Origin of the sequence: Agarivorans sp. 2_MG-2023, assembly GCF_030548085.1 — a bacterium.
Lineage (GTDB): Bacteria > Pseudomonadota > Gammaproteobacteria > Enterobacterales > Celerinatantimonadaceae > Agarivorans.
On the sequence record NZ_JAUORQ010000012.1, the window covers coordinates 1 to 21822 of the forward strand.

At 44.1% G+C, this 21822-nt stretch carries 19 protein-coding genes and 1 pseudogene; 8 read left to right on the forward strand and 12 right to left on the reverse strand.

All coding sequences use genetic code 11. From position 1 onward, the window contains the following. Positions 1-89: 89 nt before the first annotated feature. The 7 genes and pseudogenes from Q4549_RS16880 to Q4549_RS16910 all read left to right on the forward strand — a co-directional run bounded on the left by Q4549_RS16880 (position 90) and on the right by Q4549_RS16910 (position 6683). Positions 90-554, forward strand: coding sequence for a GNAT family N-acetyltransferase (locus tag Q4549_RS16880; protein ID WP_303553739.1), 465 nt, complete (start codon positions 90-92; stop codon positions 552-554). A gap of 550 nt (positions 555-1104) precedes the next feature. Continuing rightward, positions 1105-1295: pseudogene (locus Q4549_RS16885) on the forward strand (transposase); the annotation flags it as partial. A gap of 126 nt (positions 1296-1421) precedes the next feature. After that, positions 1422-1607 carry a hypothetical protein gene (locus tag Q4549_RS16890; protein ID WP_303553738.1) on the forward strand — a complete coding sequence of 62 codons (186 nt, stop codon included), beginning with the start codon at positions 1422-1424 and terminating at the stop codon, positions 1605-1607. Between the two features lie 29 nt (positions 1608-1636). Then, positions 1637-2029, forward strand: a complete 393-nt coding sequence (locus Q4549_RS16895) for a hypothetical protein (protein ID WP_303553737.1) — start codon at positions 1637-1639, stop codon at positions 2027-2029. A gap of 295 nt (positions 2030-2324) precedes the next feature. Beyond that, positions 2325-2591: a hypothetical protein gene (locus tag Q4549_RS16900; protein ID WP_303553736.1), complete on the forward strand. Its 267-nt coding sequence runs from the start codon at positions 2325-2327 to the stop codon at positions 2589-2591. Positions 2592-2972: 381 nt separating this feature from the next. Beyond that, positions 2973-3386 carry a hypothetical protein gene (locus Q4549_RS16905; protein ID WP_303553735.1) on the forward strand — a complete coding sequence of 138 codons (414 nt, stop codon included), beginning with the start codon at positions 2973-2975 and terminating at the stop codon, positions 3384-3386. Positions 3387-3998: 612 nt separating this feature from the next. After that, positions 3999-6683, forward strand: a complete 2685-nt coding sequence (locus Q4549_RS16910; RefSeq protein WP_303553734.1) for a polysaccharide lyase 6 family protein — start codon at positions 3999-4001, stop codon at positions 6681-6683. Positions 6684-6774: 91 nt separating this feature from the next. On the opposite strand, the gene Q4549_RS16915 is transcribed toward Q4549_RS16910, so the two are convergent. The 12 genes from Q4549_RS16915 to Q4549_RS16970 form a co-directional block, all read right to left on the reverse strand. After that, positions 6775-8211 carry a hypothetical protein gene (locus Q4549_RS16915; RefSeq protein ID WP_303553733.1) on the reverse strand — a complete coding sequence of 479 codons (1437 nt, stop codon included), beginning with the start codon at positions 8209-8211 and terminating at the stop codon, positions 6775-6777. 334 nt (positions 8212-8545) lie between these two features. Beyond that, positions 8546-9505, reverse strand: a complete 960-nt coding sequence (locus Q4549_RS16920) for a sensor domain-containing diguanylate cyclase (protein ID WP_303553732.1) — start codon at positions 9503-9505, stop codon at positions 8546-8548. Positions 9506-9709: 204 nt separating this feature from the next. Next, positions 9710-10981 carry a hypothetical protein gene (locus tag Q4549_RS16925; RefSeq protein ID WP_303553731.1) on the reverse strand — a complete coding sequence of 424 codons (1272 nt, stop codon included), beginning with the start codon at positions 10979-10981 and terminating at the stop codon, positions 9710-9712. Continuing rightward, entirely contained in the window at positions 10981-12660 is a 1680-nt protein-coding gene (locus Q4549_RS16930; RefSeq protein ID WP_303553730.1) for a VWA domain-containing protein, read from the reverse strand. The genes Q4549_RS16925 and Q4549_RS16930 overlap by 1 nt, the downstream gene beginning before the upstream one ends. After that, positions 12653-13672, reverse strand: a complete 1020-nt coding sequence (locus Q4549_RS16935) for a VWA domain-containing protein (RefSeq protein WP_303553729.1) — start codon at positions 13670-13672, stop codon at positions 12653-12655. Before Q4549_RS16935 ends, Q4549_RS16930 begins: the two co-directional genes overlap by 8 nt. Continuing rightward, positions 13665-14240 (reverse strand): DUF4381 domain-containing protein, encoded by a 576-nt coding sequence (locus Q4549_RS16940; protein ID WP_303553728.1) that lies wholly within the window; start codon positions 14238-14240, stop codon positions 13665-13667. The genes Q4549_RS16935 and Q4549_RS16940 overlap by 8 nt, the downstream gene beginning before the upstream one ends. Beyond that, positions 14237-15208 (reverse strand): DUF58 domain-containing protein, encoded by a 972-nt coding sequence (locus tag Q4549_RS16945; protein ID WP_303553727.1) that lies wholly within the window; start codon positions 15206-15208, stop codon positions 14237-14239. The genes Q4549_RS16940 and Q4549_RS16945 overlap by 4 nt, the downstream gene beginning before the upstream one ends. Before the next feature lie 8 nt (positions 15209-15216). Continuing rightward, positions 15217-16200, reverse strand: coding sequence for a MoxR family ATPase (locus Q4549_RS16950; RefSeq protein WP_303553726.1), 984 nt, complete (start codon positions 16198-16200; stop codon positions 15217-15219). 66 nt (positions 16201-16266) lie between these two features. Then, positions 16267-17277: a hypothetical protein gene (locus tag Q4549_RS16955; RefSeq protein WP_303553725.1), complete on the reverse strand. Its 1011-nt coding sequence runs from the start codon at positions 17275-17277 to the stop codon at positions 16267-16269. Between the two features lie 31 nt (positions 17278-17308). Continuing rightward, the gene (locus Q4549_RS16960) at positions 17309-17815 is read right to left on the reverse strand and encodes a hypothetical protein (protein ID WP_303516613.1); all 507 of its coding nucleotides are present in this window, start codon (positions 17813-17815) and stop codon (positions 17309-17311) included. A 12-nt stretch (positions 17816-17827) separates the two neighbouring features. Next, entirely contained in the window at positions 17828-19063 is a 1236-nt protein-coding gene (locus tag Q4549_RS16965) for an anaerobic sulfatase maturase (protein ID WP_303553724.1), read from the reverse strand. A gap of 149 nt (positions 19064-19212) precedes the next feature. Continuing rightward, positions 19213-20793, reverse strand: a complete 1581-nt coding sequence (locus Q4549_RS16970) for an arylsulfatase (protein WP_303553742.1) — start codon at positions 20791-20793, stop codon at positions 19213-19215. A gap of 238 nt (positions 20794-21031) precedes the next feature. Between Q4549_RS16970 and Q4549_RS16975 the strand changes: the two genes are divergently transcribed. After that, positions 21032-21811, forward strand: coding sequence for a response regulator transcription factor (locus Q4549_RS16975; protein WP_303553723.1), 780 nt, complete (start codon positions 21032-21034; stop codon positions 21809-21811). The last annotated feature ends 11 nt before the right edge of the window (positions 21812-21822 follow it).

Consider the following 21822-nt stretch of genomic DNA (forward strand, 5'->3'; position numbering starts at 1 on the left):
ACTAAAACAGTGGGTTAAGTTTCGCTTCGCTACACATTATAACCCACTATTTTAGTCCGCTTAGTGCGGCGTTATGTTGCAGGAGTAATATGAATTTTATACCAGCTACCGAGGAACATTTTTACGGAATATCTGCTTTAGTTCCTACGGCTGAGGAATTGTATAGAATCTACCCAAGTGCGACTTTTCCTTTGGATAAAACACAATTAAATAAACTAATGATTGAACGTAAAGATCTGACTGTTTTGGTTGTTAATGAGCAGGTTGTAGCTTTTGCAAATTTATATAATGTTACTGAAAATGTATCGGCATTTATTGGCAATGTAGTTGTTGCTAATTCACACAGAGGTAGTGGCATAGGTAAAGCTTTGATGTTACATATGTCAGAAATTTGTATTGATAAATATAATGCTAGTGTCCATTTAGCAGTGTTTAACTTCAACACGAATGCTTTATTATTATATTCAAAACTTGGCTATAAACCTTACTCTGTTGAAGAAAGAGTTGGTTTTAAAAAAGAACCAGTAGCACTATTGCACATGTCGTTGAGTTAGCAACATAACAAGTCAATTTAAACGGAACTAAAACAGTTTGCCATGTTTCGTTCCTCAACAAGTTTGGCAAACAATTTTAGTCCGCTTAATGTGGGCGTTGTATAATCGAGCTATGAGAATAATTTTTCTATTTTCAGCCTTTCTTATCGGCTGCTCAGAATCAAAAATAGATTCCTGCTTAGATCAAGGTGGTAGCTTTAATTACGAAAAATGTAAGTGTGACTTCGAGGAAAACCATGGGTATAAAGAGTCGCATAGCTGCAAATAAGTCTAGCTTTTTTGTAAGCATGTTATTTGGCTTATTACTGGATATTTGATAATGCATCTATCCTGGCAGCACAACCCCCAATGTGAAATTCATTGTGAAGGTACTATGTATTGGGGCTATTGGTTTATGTTGGGTTTTTCAGTATTTATGCTGGTATCTCTAGCTGTATTTAGTTTAATTTGGATATTTAGCTATGTCAAAAGCACATAACAATACGTGCCAGCCGGACAATGTAGTTGATCCGATTCAGTAGACACTTCATTCGAACAAGATGAGGTGTTTATGCCAGCTTATAAAACAGGTAAAAAACTCAGCAATACTCGGTGGAGTTTAAGGCCACTGCTGTCAAATTAACTCACCTAGCGGTTGCTACAGTTAAAGGTGTAGCGGAGTCACTTGATATCCTTCCATTCAAGTTATCTCGGTGGCGAAAGAACTATCGCAAGGGGAAAATCATGTCGGATAGAAGACGTTATATTTTTAGGAAAGTCTCGTGATTACAAATTTTAATGAGTTTCATCAGGCACTATCAAAATACAAGAATAATATTGCGTGGGTTTACGGTTAGCTCTGATCCCAACAAAAGTATTGAGGAGCAAATGCGTGACAATGAAGAATTAGAAGTAATCACAATTTCAAAGGATTATCGTAAGATCCTTCTCCAAGAGTTGAACTTTTATGGTATCAATACGTCATCTATTTACCCTGACTTAGATGGCTTATCTAGCCATATGAACTGGATTGTTGAAAACAACATTTATAGCCTTGCACCAGAAAAAATATAACGTGGCGTTAAATGCCATACGGAGGTTCAATGGAAATTGAAGCGTTAAAAGTTCCATTCAATGGCACTTCGATTTTCGTTGATAAGATTGAATGGAATAGAGAAAGCGACACTAGAATAACAGTCGTTTTAGAATCGACGAGTGAAAGAGCAGAGGTAACTTTTAATAGTGACTTTGGTATGCGGGTATTAGATGAACTAGATATTGCTAATTTTTGGAGTAGTTCTAATACTTCCATTTTACGAGAAAGTTGGCTATTCAAAGTAAAATCTGGAGGTTGGTTTGATTTTGAGTCTAGCAGAAATGATTTTTACTCTAGAAATCAAGAAGAAACTCTCGAGTATATTATAACTAGCCATCAAGACTGTGTATCAATAATATGTTTGGAAGAGCCGATTGTCACTGTAATAAATAGCATTTAACGAGACGTTTAAACGGAACAAAATCTAACTCGTTTATACCCTACTCTGAGTCAGCAGAGTTGCTGACTTACTTATCTCTCTTTTAACATGTTACAGCCGCTCTCAGAACACTCCCGACAAGCCTATTTACACCTTGCATGTCTACCTTAGGGGTGAGTATCAATACTGTGATGTTCGCATTCAAGTTGCAGATCTAACTTTCATAAATCACTATTGATTGATTTATTATTTATATAGTAATGCGAGTAAAAAATGTTATTCTGATTTTTAGAACATGACTGATAAGAGGGGTCTTATGACTACACATAAGAAGAAAGGGTTCACCCTGTTAGCGATTAACTTTGTAGTACTAATCATCGCTTATGTGCTGTTAAAACTTGAGATAGGAGGCTTGCTTCCTGGGATTTTAATGGTGAGTGAGTTTTTTGTAATTATCATGATTGCAGTTCGCTATTTTGTTTATGACGAGAATGAAACACCTCAGTCTGTGCTAGATGACTTTGCAAAAGATGTGGCTAAATCTGAGACGGATATTTACAAAATTCGTTCAGGTCGAGATTGAAGAGTTGCCATTTCGGCACATGGTTTTTGAATAAAAATCGGCTAACAAGCTACTCCAAGGGGTAAAATGGAACAGCCCTCAGCGAGGCTTTAGTTGTAGATTCCTTTTGTTCAAAAATGTTTAAGAACGCCAGTGCAAACCTTACCCCAACCATTCTCTTGTCACGCAGTTTTCGTCAAACTGATTTTACTGCCACCAATATATTCAATAGGCGTTTGGCTAGTTAGACAAGAGAACGCCCCGTAAGCGGCCTTAGCCTCTCGATTGCCGAGCGAATAAATCATAGATAACAAGCTATTAAACGTTATGGGGAGCTGTACTTTTACACACGTTTAATGATAAAACCCACATCAAATAGTTACACAACAAGGTTCTATATAAATGAAAGGCGCAGGTGGAAGTTCTGGTGGCATTGGGCACTTTTTTATTGGTTTAGTCATGATGTGTGGTGGTTTCTACATGCTGCTAAATGCCATTTCGGTTACGTCTAACTTTGGTATGGGATCGAGATTATATAACTTTAATGCCTTAGGTGGATTTAGTGTTACCAGCGGTACCGTTATGATCCCCTTTATTTTTGGTGTGGGCTTAATTTTTTACAACTCGAAAAACATCTTAGGTTGGGTACTGTCTATAGGCTCTCTTGCTGCACTGTTATTTGGCGTTATATCTAGTGTTCGCTTTAGCATGCGCACCATGACCTCTTTTGATCTTATCGTTATTTTGGTTCTTGCTGTGGGTGGTTTAGGGCTATTTTTACGCTCACTTAAAACCTTAGACGCACGCTATAGCTAGTAAAAATCTACGCTTAACCAACTAAACCAAAGGTAACAACACAACGTGCTATAGCTCGCCAGTTAATACAGCGATGGGCTAAAGATAAGTCGGTATTAATATTACCGACTACGCCCAGTGAATGCTAAGGCATCGAGTCACCAAAGGATGTTGGTTGCAATATATGGACTCTAAGCGAGTAATGCTATTTGATGCCAAACGGTAACAAATTGAATCTGACATATTCCCCACTTAAAAACCTAATTCTAGTCTCTATAGATGAACTCGAACAACTAGCAGTGCTCGAAGGTGGCAAGTTAACTGATTGAAGTTTTAACCGCATACATTGGTAGTCGCTGTTTATTTAACGTAAAGCCCACACTCCCCCCGCTTTTGCTTAATCCCAAGCTAAACCCATCAATTTTGTATGACTATTAAGTAAGTCCCTCAATGGTGCTATCGGCATAGCTAGGCCTTTCATGCTTAAGGTCTGTATCTGAACCAAGCTCACAAATTATTTATATGTATTATTAAATTATATTAATACGATCACTTTTAATTGCTATTTATTGAGTAAGATATTGGTAGCTTATTTTCTGCTCAACTAACACTAAACAAAGAAAAGGAGATTCTATGTACCCTAGAAAGTGCTTATCCGTTGTTCTGGGTTTAATTCTTGTAGGATGTAATAGCAGCACCGATTCCCCTGCTACGCCAAGCGCCCCTGTTGATCCGCCTGTAGTGATAGACCCACCCACTGAGCCCGATCCCTCTACGCCAGATCCCACCGTTCCAGAACCGAGTTTTGGTTTACCCGAAGGTGTACTCACTGTGCCAGATGTTTCATGTAGCCAAGTATTTGATTCAACATCAGCGCTGGTAGATGCCACCTCAAAAGAAATGGAAGCTGGCACTACCCTTTGCTTAGCCGACGGCGAATACAGCGGTGATTTTACATTTAGCTTTGGCGGCGCTGGCACACTAGACAACCCCATAACAATTGCCGCGCAAAATCCCGGTAAAGCGATTTTAAAAGGCGGTGAAGTGGGCATTAACATGGGCGGTTCTTACACCCAACTGCAAGGCCTAATTTTTGATGGGGTGGAATATGGCAGCAACCTCATTGCCACCCGCTTTGGCACTAACGATTTATGTAACCATTGTCGGATTAGCGAAATCACCATTGTTGATGCTAAGGCGCAAGATGACTATGGCATTTTGGTACATATTTACGGCAAAAATGTCTGGCTTGATCATAGCGTGATTAGCGGTAAAACCGTGGCAAACCCTATGATTTCGTTTAACCGTTGGGTAGATGATGCTTGGGATGAAGCCACTAAACTGGCCGAACTTGCGCAAGGCATTGTGGTGTACAACAACTACATTGCTAACCGCCCGCCAGCAAACAATAAAATGTATGCGGGCAGTAGTGATAATGATTATGAAGCGATTCGTACCGGCTTAAGTTTTACCCACCATTACCCAGGTGATTCTTTTATTGTGCGAAACGTATTTGAACGCATTCAAGGCGAAGCCGAGGTTATCTCTAACAAAGGCTCTAATAACCTAATTGCTTACAATACCATTCGCAATAGCTATGGCTCGCTCACCAATCGCCATGGCAATAGCAACAAAATTGAACACAACTTTATTCTTAGTGAAGATTACCCGCTCTCTGGGGGAATTCGTATAGCTGACGACGGCCACTCGGTAGTGAATAACTACATTGAGGGAGCGCGTTATCAAAATACCAGCCATCATGGTGGTATTGTTTTGCTTGGTTATGATGGTGCGGGAGATGGCGACAACGGCTATCAGCAAGTAGAAAACGTGCACGTTGCCAACAACACCATTGTAGACAGCGTAAATAGCTTAAATATTGATGGTGGGGGTAAACCTCAACAGCCAAAGAATATTTACTTAGCCAACAACTTGATAGACCACGCCATTGGGCCGGTAATCACCCAAGCTGAGCGCGGCATGCTGCCCGATTCTAACGTGGTAGGAAATATCTTTTACGGCCAATCTTTTGCCGATGATGATGCCGTAGCATTAGGCACAGCAGGCATTGAGTTTTACAGCGCCAACTTGGAAAAAGGCGCAGATAATTTATATCGCCCTTCTGCTAGTTCCCCCAATTTAGATGCGGTAAGTGACTACAACAAAGCAGATTTTGCCAATGTTAGCTTAGATATGGATGGCCAAACACGTTCAACCATTAGTAGCGTGGGCGCCGACGAAGTACTCGCTAGCAGCATTGCCTTAACACCGTTGAGTTATGAAGACGTAGGCCCAAGTAGCTACCGTTTGAGCAAGCCACAAGCCACCATGCTTGAGACTAGCATTAGTAACCCCGCCTTTGATGATGGTTTAACAACTTGGGCCAACAGCGGCGCAGAGTTAGTGAATGGCAGTGAAGCCTTTTCGCGTAACGCCAGCGCCAAAGTGAGTGGCACTAGTCGCCTAAGCCAAACGGTTTCACTTACGGCCAATACGCCTTATGTAATATCGGCCTTTGTTAAAGGCAGTTATCAGCTTGCCTTGGGCGATTTGGTCAAGCACTCGGGTGTTGCTTCTAGCAGTAAATATCAGTGGGTAAGCGCCGAGTTTAACTCTGGCAGCGTAACCGAAGCAGACATAAGCTTAAGTTTGCCCGAGCAAATTACTACCGATACCGAACTAGCAGACGGTCATTTAGGTGAGTTTCGTAGCAACAGTGGCTCAAGTACGGTTTGGCTACAAAATGAGGGTGACAGTGCAGGCTTAGGTGATGTGGGCAGCTCAGGCGATACCGCCTTTAGTGATAGCGGTTCTGCTAGCAGTGGCTCGGCACGGATTCGCTTTAAGAAAAGCGGCACTAATCACAACTTTGCTGCTACCCCTGGTTTATCGCAAATGGTGGCGAATATTCCGCAAAATACAGATTTACGCTATTCACTTTATTACTGTGATAACAAAGGTGATAACTCATTAAGTACATTACATTACGGGCTTAAAGATTCTTCTGGCGACATTGTTGCTGAAGCTTTCGCTCATGTAAAAGATCTTAACGATGCACCACAAGGCGCTGTAAAAAGCTGCTTTAAGCAGGTGAGTTTAAGCGTTAACTCTGCAGCCAATACCAGCCTAGAAGTGTTTGCTTACATGACACTAGATACCAGCACTTACAGCGAGGCTGAGATTTATGCTCACCAGCAATTTACTGACGACGAACTGGAAGTGCGGATTGACGAATTTAGCTTAACTTACTCGGCAGCGCCTGATGGCGCTAGCGAAGGTTATTTTGACGATATTCGATTAATGAGCCGCCAAGATTAGCCCCTCCCAACAAAAGAGCAGTAGTTAGCTACTGCTCTTTATTGCTATTTAGCGACACGCCTATTCAATTAGTTAGCTATTTGCTTAGCCACTATTGGCAGGTGTAACCAGATACAACATTGCCGTTTTTATCGTAATACTGCGGCGCATTCCCAGTGCCGTTAAACGCACTTTGGTTGTAGCGAATATTAGTATTAGTACCACGTGCAGTACTTGTGCTTAAGCCACAAGGCACATTGTAAAATGAGGCGGTAACTTGATAAGGATTACGCGTGGTAAATTGCGACGCATCATTGTCTTGAATCACCAAGTTAGAAAAACCAAAACCTAAGATGGTGTTCTCACCAGTGCCCTTAAAGGTATTTCTTACCAAGGTAATGTTTTTACTGGCTTGTGCGTGATTTAACGGTGCGTGATGATCTTGAAAAGACAGTACATTAATTCCAGTGGCAAAGTTACCCGACGCACCCACCGTAATGGTGTTACTGTCGACAACAATATTGGCAGCGTTATGCTCTACATTAATACCAGCGGTAAAGTTGTTTTCGATATCAGCTGAAGAATTAATATCATCTTCAGTGGTGCTTACAGTGTTACCAGACACACTTAAATTAGCCACTGTAGCCAGCGCAATACCAAACTCATTCGCCCCTTCCACTATGTTGGAGTTAACCTGAGAGCCGTTAGCAAACACCACTGGTTTATCACTAAACTGAGCACGAGCAGCTGCATCAAAGAAAGGAATATTGGTAAAACTTGGCGGTACATACACGCCGTCGTTACCGGCATCTACCGAGATCCCCAAACGCACTCGATTACCACGAATTCGGTTATTAGAAATGTTTAATGTGCCGCCGTTTAGCACCACGTTATTGGCATTCACATTCCATACATTGTAAACACGACCAACATCGCGAAGCAGCTCCACGCTGCGATTCACTTTTATAAAATCGTTGTTACTAATGGTGAGGTTGTGAGGGATCAAACCAGAAGACGCAATACCCACAGGTGTGTTTTCAAAGGTATTGTTCTCAATGGTGATATTAGTAATTTGCTGGTAAGCATCTTCGTAAGGAATGTTAATTAGTCGCGCATTTGAATGATCGTTACCGGCCTCTGCGGCTACTTGCGTATTGGTATTCTGACCATTTTGGTCAATCAGCAGTAAGTTGCGAATGGTTACGTTATGGCTTTGAATATTAAACAAAGGCTGGAAACCGTCTGTAGACGTTCTTATCACTCTGCTCACTCGAAAGCCTGAATCACCTTGAATTATCACCGGTGTTTGTACATCAATCTGTTGGCCAGTAAATATGCTGCCTTGAATGGTAATAACGTCAACACCAGGTCCATTATTTGCGGCATCAGCTAACCGTGCTGATAACTGAGATGCGCTATTTGCCGTAAAGTTTGCTGCGCTCACTCCATGACTAAGTGCTAAACCCGCCACCAAGGCAATTAAGCTAGGCTTGAATAGGCAACGAGGTGACAAAGATGTATTCCAATTTTTATGCGCAATCATAGACATGAATGACTCTCCTTTGGTTAAATTCAACGCAAAGCTAACACCACTCATCAACAAAAAGAACATAATTGGATTACCAATTTTATCTTTTGTTAACCTATCTGCAGAAAATTTTATTTATCTATTTTAATAATAAAACTGAGAACTCAATCACTACAATCTTTCGTAAGCAATGCTTAATGAGCAAAGAATGCCAAGTAAACCACTAATAAATTGTGCAAATATAGGCAAGAACAGTAGTAGACCAATGACTTGGTTTGCGCTAAGTAAAGGGAAGTATTGTTGAATGTGGGCATCTAGAAGGTAAAGAAAACAGGTTAACCAAATTGATCTTTAGTTAACGCTGGCAGCTCTTTTGTTGATACATTAACTGATCGGCTTGCTCTAAGGCGCTTTCAATGCTGGGGAAAGCAGCAAAATCTACGTCTAATAAGCCAAAGCTAAAACGTAATGTATACGCGAGCTTATTCTCTTCTGCAGCCGCTTCTAAGTCTGCGGCAAAGCGCTGCAAAATCTCTTTGGCATCGGCAGCTTCGGTGTCGGTAAACAACACCACAAACTCATCGCCGCCCATACGAGCAAACAAATCAGACTCGCGAAACGAACCACACATTTGCTCAGCAAATAGTTTAAGCGCTCTGTCTCCTTCAGCATGACCATGCTCATCGTTAATCGGTTTAAACTGGTCTAAATCCATGTAGGCAATAGCCAAGGAAATCTTTTGGCGACGACACATGGCATAAGAGTAGTCAGCCAACTTCATAAAACCACGTCGGTTCGAAATACAGGTCAACTCGTCGGTACTGGCCAACTGTAAGGCTGCTAACTCTTGTTCCACCATAACCGCTAAGTCATTTAAAGCGACTAAATCGTCGGCACTTAAACTTTTCGGTTTAGTGTCAATAATGCACAAGGTTCCAATTTTTTCGCCATCGGGGGTGGATAACGGATGACCAGCATAAAAACGAATGTGCGGGTAACCGGTAACTAGAGGATTATCGGCAAAACGAGGATCGCTAAGCGCATCTTCAATTTGAAAGGTTTCATCACCCAATATTGCATGGCCACAAAAAGAGATGTCGCGAGGTGTTTCACTGGCATCAACGCCGAAACATGATTTAAACCACTGACGGTTTTCATCAACCAAGCTCACCAAGGCAATCGGCACGTCGAATAGTCGTTTAGCCATGCGCGTAATGCGATCGAATCGCTCTTCTGGCTGGGTGTCCAAAATATCGAGCTCTTTTAACGATTTAAGCCGACTATCTTCATTTACTGGTGTACTTGGTGCTTGCATATCCAACTTCTACATTGGCCGTAAGATTCACTATTGGCTGTTAAATCAACATCCTAGTTATCGTATTGCCGTTAACAATCATTCAAATTTAGTATCTACGGCAAGTCAATAAATGGCAAGTTTATTAATAACAAATATGTCTATATGTAACATAATTGTTAAGTAGCCTTACAAGTACCGTTCCTGCCAAGGCAGAGACATTCGCTAACATGGCGGCTTTTGTAAGCTAGGTAGAGCTTTCCATTTTGCAAGCTTGTTGGCCTTAAGCGGGCGTATTTGTCGCCAAATAAACCACCAGGTTAGACGAGAGCAATCTGTTTGCTGGGCTTGCTCTGCTAATCTGGCCCATTTATCGGTACACAGGTATTCACTCAGCTGCTGCGTAGCGCTGTACTCGGTTAATCGTAGATAGACCAAACGGCGCAACTGTTGTTGATTGTTAGACACTAAAGCCTGCACAAACATTACATTGCTAGGCAAAGGATGATAGCGGTAATAAGCCCCTATTCGCCAAAGTAACATCGCCGCTGCAAGCAACACTACAAGGCCAACAGTTAAGCCATATTGATGAGCGCGAAGCCAAGAACTCAAACTGTGTTTTACGCTAAAACTCCGCCCCGGCAGACTCAAAACCTTGAGGCTATTGCTTGATGTATCCCACCAACTTAGCATTAACGGCGGCAACACTAACTCACCACCGCTTTGCAACAAATACACTTGCTCTTGCTGTTTAAGCGAACGGTAGTCTCCACGAGCACTACTATCGTTGAGGTGATTGGGTTTTGGGTACATTTGATAAAGCTGATTGAGCTCATTATCTAAAAGATTGGGCAACAGAATTGATAAGGTATTTTGCCCGGTGATTTGTACCCGTCGAGTAATCGCATCACCGGCAATCAACTCACTATTGCTAAGCAACCACTCTTGGCTTATTTCTATATCGCTGGCCACTGCCCACTGGTCATTTTCATTAAGCAAACCCGTTGGCATCGTCGCATTGAGCTTATGTGGCTGAGTGTACACAAGTCCGCTGGCCTCTTTACCTGGCGCTGTAGACACTTTAATTTGCAAAGGTACCGCGGGAAGCGTGTACTCACCAGAAGCCTGCGGATATAAGGTTAGCTCCCAGCGCTGGCGAGACCATGTTTCACCATTGCGGCGCTCGGTGTAGTTAGTCGCCAGTAAGTTACGCTGCTTAGCAATCAAGTTAGGCACATCGATATTGCCGATGCGCGTTCCACCGGTGAACCAACGTGTGGTAGCCACCTCTATGTATAAAACAGCCTGCTGTTTTACAGCAACGTTTAGCACCTTATCAGAGGGTTCATCGCTATCCCCTAATGCTACCCACGACCTTACTTCCAGTTGCTTATTAGCAATCAGTGAATCTAATTCGTTGGCGCCACTTGGAAAGCTACAAAATACTGCGCTAACAACCAACAAGAACAAGCAATAGTATGTGTTTACCGCTCTCATCACTCTTCTCCTTTGCTTGCTAGCTCAGCCGCTTTAGACACCGCTTGTTGTTGCTGAACGCGAAATTTGCTTCTTAAAAACAACTTGGGATCGGCTTCAACCCGCTGTAACCATTTATCCGCTAACTCTTCACTGCCAAGCAGCTGTTCAGCGGTCAGCGTTTGGTTACGCATATCATGAGCCATTACCTGCTCATCGGCGCCGTCTGAAGTTTGTGGCTGGTCATCGGGCAACGCTATAGAGCCTTCAGGCTCATCTGGAGAACTGGTTTGGCTTTCACTAAATTGGTTAATTTCATCAATGATTTTTTGCACTTCTACCAGATTATGCTGAGCGGCTGAATGGTTAGGTGTTTTATCCAAGATATGCTGATAGAGATTACGAGCCGCAATATACTCACGCTGATGAGCTAAGGCGTTGGCGGCATAAAACAAAGCATTGTTAGACTCTACTTGTAGGAAGTACTGATGCGCTAAATCAAAGCGCTTAGCATAGTAGTAAGCCACGCCCTTATCCAAAGGCTGAGTATAACGCTCGGCTGCTTTTTCATATTGGTATCGATTAAAATACCACTGGCCTTGTTGGTCGCTGGTTAGCCACAAATTCATCCAAGCTTGCTGGCTTTTACTCCACAACGTTTCCTCGGTGAGCGGTGCTTGTGCCTTGCTTTCGACCATGGTTGCAAACGCATTCGGTGAGGTGGCTAGTGATAAACCGACACACCCCACTAAACACCATTGCACTAACCAACCGCGCCTAAACCACAGTAAAATCAGTATGCTAAATGGGAACAGCAGGTAATACCCCATGTCTTGCCATGGCATGGCGGAGTCGCCACTTAGCTGCATGTGCCGCTCTACTTGCTGGTTTAGCCATTGAACATCGTCTGCGTCGATAGTGACTGACTGCATACGCCCATTGCTGGCACTTGCGAGCTGCTTTAATGACGCTATGTCGGCTTGCCCACTATTGCTGTTGGCCATAGTGAGTATCAACAATTGCTGTGGATGTTTGGCAAAAAATTGCTGGTAAGCACTTATCGCTTCAGTATCAACGCCATCGCTAATTAACAGCACAGACCCAGTTTGTTGGCTAGCTGCAAATTGCTGTTCGATCAACGGAAATGCGCTGGCTGCAGACTTACCACTTAGTGGCATAATATCGGGGTCAATGGCGGCTAAAAATGGCGCAAACACCGCTTTGTCTTCAGTGAGCGGCATGGCTAAATGAGCAGAGCCAGCAAACACCACCAAACCGGTTTTACCCCCTGCACGCAGCGCTAATAAATCAGAGACTTTCTGCTTTGCCCGCTCAATACGACTGGGGGCAATATCTTGCTCCAACATAGATAAACTGTTGTCGAGAACAATCAATAACGAGGCTTTGTCTTCACCAAAAGGCGAGGCCTGTCGCTGCCACGTTGGGCCTGCACTCATTACAATAGCCAGCAGAGCCATTAGCGCTAACAACTTAAGCGGTAATAGCTTTTTCCATCCTGCATCCCCAACAGTTAAGGCTTTACGTAGGTGTTTAGGTAACTCAACCAGTGCTTTGCTCTGCTGCTCGCGCTGCCAACGAACCCATACAATGGCCGAAAATGGCAGTAAACACAGTAACCACCATGGGCGAATAAAATGAAACTGGCTTACTATTTGTTGCCAAAACAATCCATCAAACATCGGTGTCACCTCTCGCTAGCTGGCGAAAAGTCATCACTGAAAAGGCCAGTAAATACATTACTAATACCAGCGCTATTGGGTAAAAATGCACGGCTTGTTTGGGCCGGTAACTAATACTGTTAAACAGCTGTGGTTCCAACTCATCAACTTGTTGGTAAGCCTCATTTAACTGTTGCTGGTCTAAGGCTTGAAAAGAGCGACCGCCGCTTAAACTGGCCAAACTATTGATGACATCCATATCTAAGGCTGCTTCTCCAACGGTATTTGGATCGCCCATGGCAATGCTATGAATACGCACACCTTTAGCGGCAGCCACTTTGGCTGCATCTAAGGGCTCGACAAAACTGCCACTGTCATTACCATCGGTAAGCACTATCACTACTTTCTCGCGGTCGGCATCATCGCTATTTTCAAAGCTTTTAATTGCTAAACCCACCGCATCCCCTAAAAAGGTGCTCTGCCCCGCCATTGCGACTTCAGCTTGTTGCAACAAGGCTTGCCAAACCGTTAAGTCGGCGGTAAATGGGCTTTGAATAAACGCTGCATCACCAAATAAAATCAACCCTAGTCGGTCGCCTTTACGCTGTTCGGCAAAGCTATTCAGCACACCTTTAGCGGCATCTAAACGGCTAATAACTTGCCCTTGTGGCGACATAAAGTCTCGTTCATCCATAGAGCCAGAAAGATCTAATACCATCATTACATCTCGTCCTAACTGCTCTCTAGTTTGCGCTTCGCCCAATAACACCGGCTTAGCTAACGCACTAACCACTAATAACCAACTCAGTAGCAAAATCACCCGTTGCCACCAATGCGGCCGTAATTCACTGGCACCAGAGCTGGGTTTTTCATCTAAGGCTTGCAGTAAAGAGGAAAAAAACGGTACTCGAATTGCGCTTTGCTTGGTGCGATAAGCAGGCAGTAAGCGATAAACCAATAGCGGCAGTGGCAACACCAAAAACCACAGCGGTGCCGTAAACTCTAGGGTGTTGACCCAAGCAATACTAAGCATGATGCGCCGCCTGTTTACGCCAAAACGCCCGCAGAGAAAATGCCTTAGGCCCTTGGTGGTGGTTTAACCAATGCTCGCTCAGTAACAATAACTGGCTCAACTGTTGCTCGCTCAACACTTGCGACGAATCAAACAAACTACGCTGCCAGCGTTCGCCAAGTGGCTTGCTAAAGCCTCCATCGAAAAACTGATTGCTGAGTAGCGTTGACGTCGGACGCTCAACCACAAGTTTTTCATCAAGCAGCCCTAAAAACTCATGGCCACTGGCTTTAGCCATACTAGGTTCTAAATAAGCCAATACGGTTTTCAGAACAAAAAATACTCGTGTTGCTTGCTGCTCTATCGGTAACTCGCTAACGCCAGCTAAGGCGCTTAAGGCTTCTTTTCGATAACGGTTCAGCCAACAAAAATGTATGTACTTCGCCAGGTGAAAAACCGCAAACAACACCAAACAAAGGGCGAGCAACTGCCAACCCAGGGTTTGCGGCCACCAGCTCACCACTGGTAAAACATCAATTTCAGCAAAGTTTTTTAGCATGTAAGAGCTAGGCGGAATATGAGTGCTCATTTCAAGCCTCCCAAGCTTTTACAAAACTGACTAATGTGCTCACCGCTAGTATCCACTTCAATCAGCGGTAAGTTTTTTAAGGCCATTAGCTGTTTTAGCTGGCTGTGTTTTAACTCACCTTGCTTTGCCAGTTGTTGGTTAGCTTTGGCCAGCTTTGCCGCGCCTTGTAAGTTAATTTGCGATTGACCGTCACTCAGCACCCAATCTTTACTCTGGCTGGGCACCGCGTATTCCATAGGGTCACTAATCAATACTGCCAATACATCGTTATGTTGCTGTAGGTATTTGAATTGGGACAATTCTTGCTCGCTGGTGTGCTGCCAATCGCTCAGTATCACAATGATGTTATCTTTAAGCTTTAAACGCATAAGCTGTTGTAAGCTGGCACTTAGGCTAGATGTTTGAATGTCTTTGCTGTGCGCGCTTAAGGCTTGGTTGTGTTGACTTAAACGCTCCAACGCTGCGAGTAAACGTGCTTGAGCACGCTGTGGCTTTATTGAACTAAAACTGTCACTGCCATTTATCATCCACGCTACGCGGTCGTTATCTTTCAAGCTTCGCCAAGCGACCAGTGCTGCTAGTTCAGCAGCCACTACCGACTTCATGGTATCTAAAGAAGAAAAAAACATGCTGCTGCCTTGGTCTACACACAGCATCACACTGCGATCTTTCTCTTCGGTATAAGCGCGTACATGTGGTTTACCGGTGCGCAGGGTCACTTTCCAATCTAGGTTCCGAATATCGTCACCTTGCTGATAATGGCGTAACTCTTCAAAGTTAAGTCCTCGCCCACGAAACTTAGAACTATGGCGGCCGCTTAATACACTGCCCGACTTTAGATGCGGCAATAAGGAAAATGCGCCAATTTGGCCGCGCAGCTTAATTAAACGAGAATACTGGGCGTAAATTCGTCCATCACTATTATGTGATTGCGGTTTTAACAAGCGCTGATTGCTAGCCTCGACCATAGAAACTCCTAGGCAATTAACACATTATCGAGCAAGTCATTGACCAGCTGCTTGGCGTCACAACCATCGGCTAAAGCTTGGTAACTTAAACTAATTCTATGGCCTAAAACAGCATGAGCAACAGCGCGTACATCGTCTGGTAATACATGCTTACGCCCTTTTAGCCAGGCATGGGCACGTGCACATTTGTCTAAGGCAATGGATGCGCGCGGGCTGGCTCCGACTTCAATCCATTGAGCAAGAGATGTCTCTGGGTAGCGTTGCGGATGACGCGTAGCCATCACTAACGCCACAATGTAGTTCTCCACCACTTCAGACACCTCAATCTCTGCTAATTCGGCTCGCCCAGCTAAAATCACCTCTGGTGAAATGTGTTCTATTTGCTGCTGTTGCTTCGCTAACTGCTTAGCCGATTCTTCGCCACGCACTAAACGAATAATCTCGCGCTCAGCCTGGTCGTCGGGGTAACTCACCTCCACTTTCATAATGAAGCGATCCATTTGCGCCTCTGGCAGCGGATACGTGCCCTCTTGCTCAACCGGGTTTTGGGTAGCAAGCACCATGAACAGTGGCGGTAGTTGATGAGTTTTATCACCGACTGTAATGGTGCCCTCGGCCATGGCTTCGAGCAGTGCTGCCTGTACTTTGGCTGGCGCTCGGTTAATTTCATCAGCCAAGACTATAGAGTTAAACACTGGGCCAGCTTGAAAACGCAGCTGGGGTTTGCCGTTTAGCTCTTGGTAAACCTCGGTGCCGGTAACATCTGATGGCAGTAAATCAGGCGTAAACTGGATTCGCCCAAAGGAGGTATCTAGCACATCTGCCAGTGCTTTAATCGAGCGAGTTTTAGCCGTACCGGGCAAACCTTCAAGCAATACATGGCCATTGGTTAGCAAACCAATCACCAGCGATTCAACCACATGACGCTGACCAATAACCGCCTGTTCAACTTGAGATATTAACGAGTTAACGGCTAATTGAGTGTGTTCCACAAAACCTCCAAAATATAAAATACTGGCATTACTTACTTCAAAGAGTGCGAGAGTAAGCCGCAAAAACTACAAGGTAGATTGAGAATATTTGTTCTGTAAATCCTGATAGATTGACGCAGGCGCTAATGATTTAAGTTTGGCTAAGCAAGGCTTTGCCAAGGGATCGTTCTGCTGGATATACAAATCGCATAAGGCATAAAGATGCTGAGGTGATTGGCTGTTTTCAACGGCATGTTTAAGCAGAGTTATTGCTTGCTGCGGTGCATTTTGCTGAATAAACAAGGCATAAACATAAGAAAATTGCGGGTTATTGGGGCTAAGCTCTACTGCGCGCTTCAGTAAAATACCGGCTTGTTTAAGCTGTTGGTCTCGGTAAAAAGACAAACCCAAGCTATGAGCAATCGCACCACTTTTGGGCATTTCTTCTAAACCGCTCAACAACGTCTTGGTCGCTTTACTGTTACTTCCTTCCACACGGTAAATCTCGGCCATTTGAATCACCGCCTGTTCGGTTTTAGGCGCTACCGATAACACTTTTTGATAGGCTTTAATGGCTGTAAGATTGCGCTGCTGATATTGAGCCACTAACGCAACTTCTAACCAGGTTGCAACGCTGTCATCAGCTTGCTGAATTTGTCTCAGATAGTGGTCAACGGCCGGCTGAATAGCTTGTTGCTGCTGACTGTTTAATTTTGACCATAGCGGCACCAGGCTTCTACCTGCTGCGGCCTGAACCTCGCCAGATGAATCGTTCACCAAAGGAGAAACCACGTCCCATTTAGCCACCTCACTCCATTGCTCAACAGCGTCGATAGATGCCAAGCGCAGCTCAACATGCTGATCGCGGCTGGCTCGTGCAATCGCTATTAAGGCATTCGCTCCAGAAAACTGCCCTAATTGGCGAACGGCTTCGCTACGATGTTCAACTGATTTATTGATGTCTTGAGCCAACTGCGATAACGCTAATTCAGATGAATCTTGCGTATTTTGTTGGCTACTTATTGCCGGGCCACTTATTGCAAAGCAAGCTAATGCGAAATTTAAACACAAACTTTTCAGTGATAAAAACGGTGTCATTCAATGCACTCCTAAACCAGGGAATTATTCGTTACAGTGTCTGTTTCGCTAAACGTTCGGTGCTAACTAACTGACTGTGCAACAAGTAGATCTGGTCGGTTTTAGGGAAGCGGTTATCCTGTAACCATTGGTTCAACCCATATAATAGTTCGGTTTTACTCATCTCACTGATAGACGACTGATTATCTAAGTAACCTAACAAGTTTAGGTCACTCGCCAGCTCTGGCAACGCGGCACTAGGTGCTAATAACGCTTTAAAGCTGGGATGCTCCATCATCTCTATGGTGTCGTAATTGCTTTTAGCTTGAATGTAAGCCGCTTGTGCTTTCTCGAAAGGTTCTTGGCATTCTGGTAACTGTTGCTCACGGTTTTGGCAGCCATTAAATAGCTGCGCATAGGCAGTGTAACGGCTAGACATGGTTTGGTAGGCTAAGCTGGTTTTCTCGCTTAGCGCCTCTTGCGGAAACAACTCATTTGCCGCTGCCAAAGCTGGCTGTAATAGGCCCAGCAATACTGTTACTACAATATATTTTTTCATTTTTTGTTCCGCTTACTTAAAGGTTAAGGCCATTGCCGCGCTGTTAATTTTTTTATGTACCGGGTAACCCATGGCTTTCACCATAATGGTGATGTACGGGTCTATGTGGCGATAGAATTGCTTCCAACCCGTACACAAGTAACTTAGTCCGCGCTCACCCTCTAGGGTTTTAAGTATTCGGTTTTTCGGGCACTCTCCAAAACAGGCAAATTGGTAATCACATTGGCGGCATTGCTGCGGTAGGCTGGCTTCTTTGGCTTTGCCAAACTGCTGCTGTTTTTCTGAAAACTGTAGCTGCTCTAAGCTGCTATCGTTAATGTTGCCTAGTTTGTATTCGGGATAAACATAGTGATCGCAAGAAAATACATCACCGTTAGATTCAATCGCTAAGCCCTTGCCACACATAGGTGCGTGGGTACATAAGGGGTTAACTCGTCCCATCCATGTTTCAATGCAAGCTTCAAAATAGGGTACGTTGATTACACCCACGTCGCTTTGAAACCACTCGTCGAATACTGCACATAAAAAGTCGCCCCATTGTTTTGCCGATACGCACCACGCCTCCATGATTGAATCTGGGTGACTAGGGTCTGTTTCCGGCATGCTTACAAACGGCGTTTCACTGGCAGACCAACATTGAGGAGCGGTATTACGAAAGCTTTTGGGTTCAACAATAGGAATAAACTGCATTTGCGGTGACTTAACCACATCACGTAAGAAGCGATAAATCTCTACTGGCGCATTGGCCGATACATTATTTACACAGGTCAGGGTGGCAAAATTGACTTTATATTTGTGCAATACCTCAAGGCCCTTCATGGTTTGGCGAAAGGTACCACGCCCCGCCTTATTGGTTCGGTAGGTATTGTGTATCAGCTCTGGGCCGTCGATGCTCAAGCCCACTAAAAACTTATGCTTGGCTAAAAAACGCCCCCACTCTGGGGTTAATAAGGTGCCGTTGGTTTGTAGGTTATTTTCAATACTGACACCCGGTGGGCAGTATTGTTTTTGCAAACGCACCACATCACGGAAAAAGTCGACACCGAGCAAGGTGGGTTCGCCGCCCTGCCAATGAAATACAATTTCTGGAAAATTATGTTGCTCTATGTAACTGCGGATATAGGTTTCTAACATCTCAGCATCCATAGCCGGACTACACCCTTTTTCGTAGTCAAGTAACTGCTCTTTTGAGAGGTAGTAACAATACTTACAGTCGATGTTGCACTTTGGACCAATTGGCTTGGTCATTATGTTCATCCGTTGTACTGGTTTTCCCTGAAAAAGCTGAGCTGTTGAACTTGTCATCACGCGTTACCATCGTTAATTCTTAAATAAAAAAACGCTACCCCTAAATAAATTAGAGGTAACGTCCTTGTTCTCAATTTAGTTGCTAATTGCTACTTGTATTGAGCGTTCTGCCAAATGTTCATTTTCTCTACAATTTGATCGATTGAGAATGAACCAGGCTGCTGACGTGGTGGGAACTCAATAAAAGTTTGTAACCACTCACCCGTTACTGCTGCCCCCATGTATAAGTATGGTACGCGGTCAAACATCCACGCTTCATAGGTTCCAGACGTTAGCATTGCGTCTTCGTAAGGGTCTTGGCGAAGGTTAATAATGTAAGGAATGCGGAGTTCTTTCATCGGGCATTGCCATACTTGAAAGCCTGTGCACTCTTGTACGCTATACAGTACTTTCCAATCACCAATACGAACACCTGATACATCGCCGCCATCGGTGACATAGAAGAAGGTTTTACGTGGCCAATCGCTGTTATCATCGGCAGTAGTGCTTTTGCCTTCTTTCAGCTTAGGTAACAAGTTGTAACCATCTAGATGAACTTTGTAGTCTTTGCCATCAAGCTTGGTGCCTTTTTTAAGATCAGCAGCAATGTTTTCTTCGCCTACAGCCGCCATAAAGGTTGGCATCCAGTCGTTGTGAGCGCCAATTTCGTTAACCACCTGACCAGCAGGAATCTGTCCTGGCCAGCGAATCATTGCAGGTACACGGAAGCCGCCTTCCCAAGTACTGTTTTTCTCGCCGCGGTAACGCGCTGTTGCGCCATCAGGCCATGAGAATTTTTCTGCGCCGTTATCGGTGGTGTAAGACACAATGGTATTGTCGGCAATCTCTAGCTCGTCAAGCTTATCAAGTAGTTGGCCAACCATATTGTCGTGTTCAACTAAACCGTCGCCATACAAACCGCCGCGCTTAGATAAACCTTTAGACTCTTCTTTTAAGTGAGTCCAAACGTGCATACGGGTTGAGTTAAACCAAACAAAGAATGGTTTTTTATCTTGGTGTGCTTTGTCGATAAACTGCAAAGTTGCCGCTAAAAACTCTTCGTCTACGGTTTCCATACGCTTACGCGTTAATGAACCAGTATCCTCAATACGGCCATCAGCGTATGAGTGAATCACCCCACGAGGACCAAATTTTTTCTTAAACTCTGGGTCTTTTGGGTAGTCAGGGTTCTCAGGTTCTTCTTCCGCATTTAAGTGGTAAAGGTTGCCGAAAAACTCATCAAAACCATGGGCGGTAGGTAATTGCTCGTCACGGTCGCCTAAGTGGTTTTTACCAAATTGGCCAGTAACATAACCTTTGTCTTTAAGCATGGTTGCTAGCGTTGGATCTTCAGGGCGCATGCCCTCTTCTGCACCAGGAATACCCACTTTGGTTAAGCCTGTGCGCATTGGGTGCTGGCCCGTAATAAAGGCTGAGCGACCTGCAGTACAAGAGTTTTCACCGTAAAAGTCGGTGAACAATACGCCTTCATTGGCGATACGATCGATGTTTGGCGTCCAGTGCCCTGCTTGACCACGCGTATATGCGCTAAGGTTATCTATCCCAATATCATCTCCCCAAATGGCGAGAATGTTTGGTCGAGATGTATCGGTAGTGGCGAAACTCGCAGTAGCCGTAGAGGCTAACGCAAGCCCTACCGCCATTTGAATTAAGCTTCTTTTTTTAGTTATCAGCATGGAATTGCCTTTTTACAGTCTTCAAAACAACAAGGAAGCGTTAATGTAGTGAGCGAGCTTTGGGCTGTAACCAGTAGAACTACGTAAAAAATCGCAGTATTCACTGCCAATGTTATTGAGATCATGTTTTTTGCGGGCTATCGCCAGTAATGGAGAAACCTTGCAGACACTAAATTGCATGCCTAGCTCTGCTTAGTTAGAATCGCCGCGAGCCCCCCACAATGCAGATAGAATGACTAAGCAGAGTTTTGACGCCCAGTTTGAGCAGTTATTGCTTACCCACACCTCGCGTTTAATCGAGTTGCCTAACCAGCAATTTGAGAAGATGTTGGAAAGATCTGCTGTAGAAGCACTAGAGCTGTTTAACTTAGATAGACTAAGTTTGTACCCCGCTAGTCGGCCACAAGTAAACCTCAAGCAATACATTACTATGACTCGAGCGGCCGGCATTCCTAACTTTCAATTGTCGTTTTATGAAGACGATGCCGAGAGCTATTTTAACTCGTTGCGCAAGCTAAAAAGCATTACTACCTTTTCTGCGGATGATTTTGCTAAAACCGACAATGGCGTACTTAAACGCTTGGATAAAGAAGGGGTTCGTTGGCACGCCATTATCCCATTAGAAATTCATGGAAAGCTGTGGGGAGGTTTATCTGTAAGTAGTTACGATGAAAAGGTACAAGCCCCCGATCATGAACAGCTATTACGCTTGAAACTACTATGTCAGTTATGGGTATGTTCATGGCGCTACGCGATTTTGTCGCGTAACCTCAGCAAAGAATCTAACGAGATAAGCTACGTAATAGACCCCCTCGCCGCCTTAAGTAAACGGCAGCTGCAGGTACTTAGTCATCTGGCTGCAGGTCGTACGGCTAAGCAATGTGCTGAACTGCTTAACCTTAGTCACCGAACGGTTGAAACCCACAAGTACCGCATCATGGAAGCGATAGGCGTTAAAACCAATACTGAGCTGGTTAAGTTTGCAGCTCAGCATGATTTGATTGCCTACTAAGGCCTTAATCC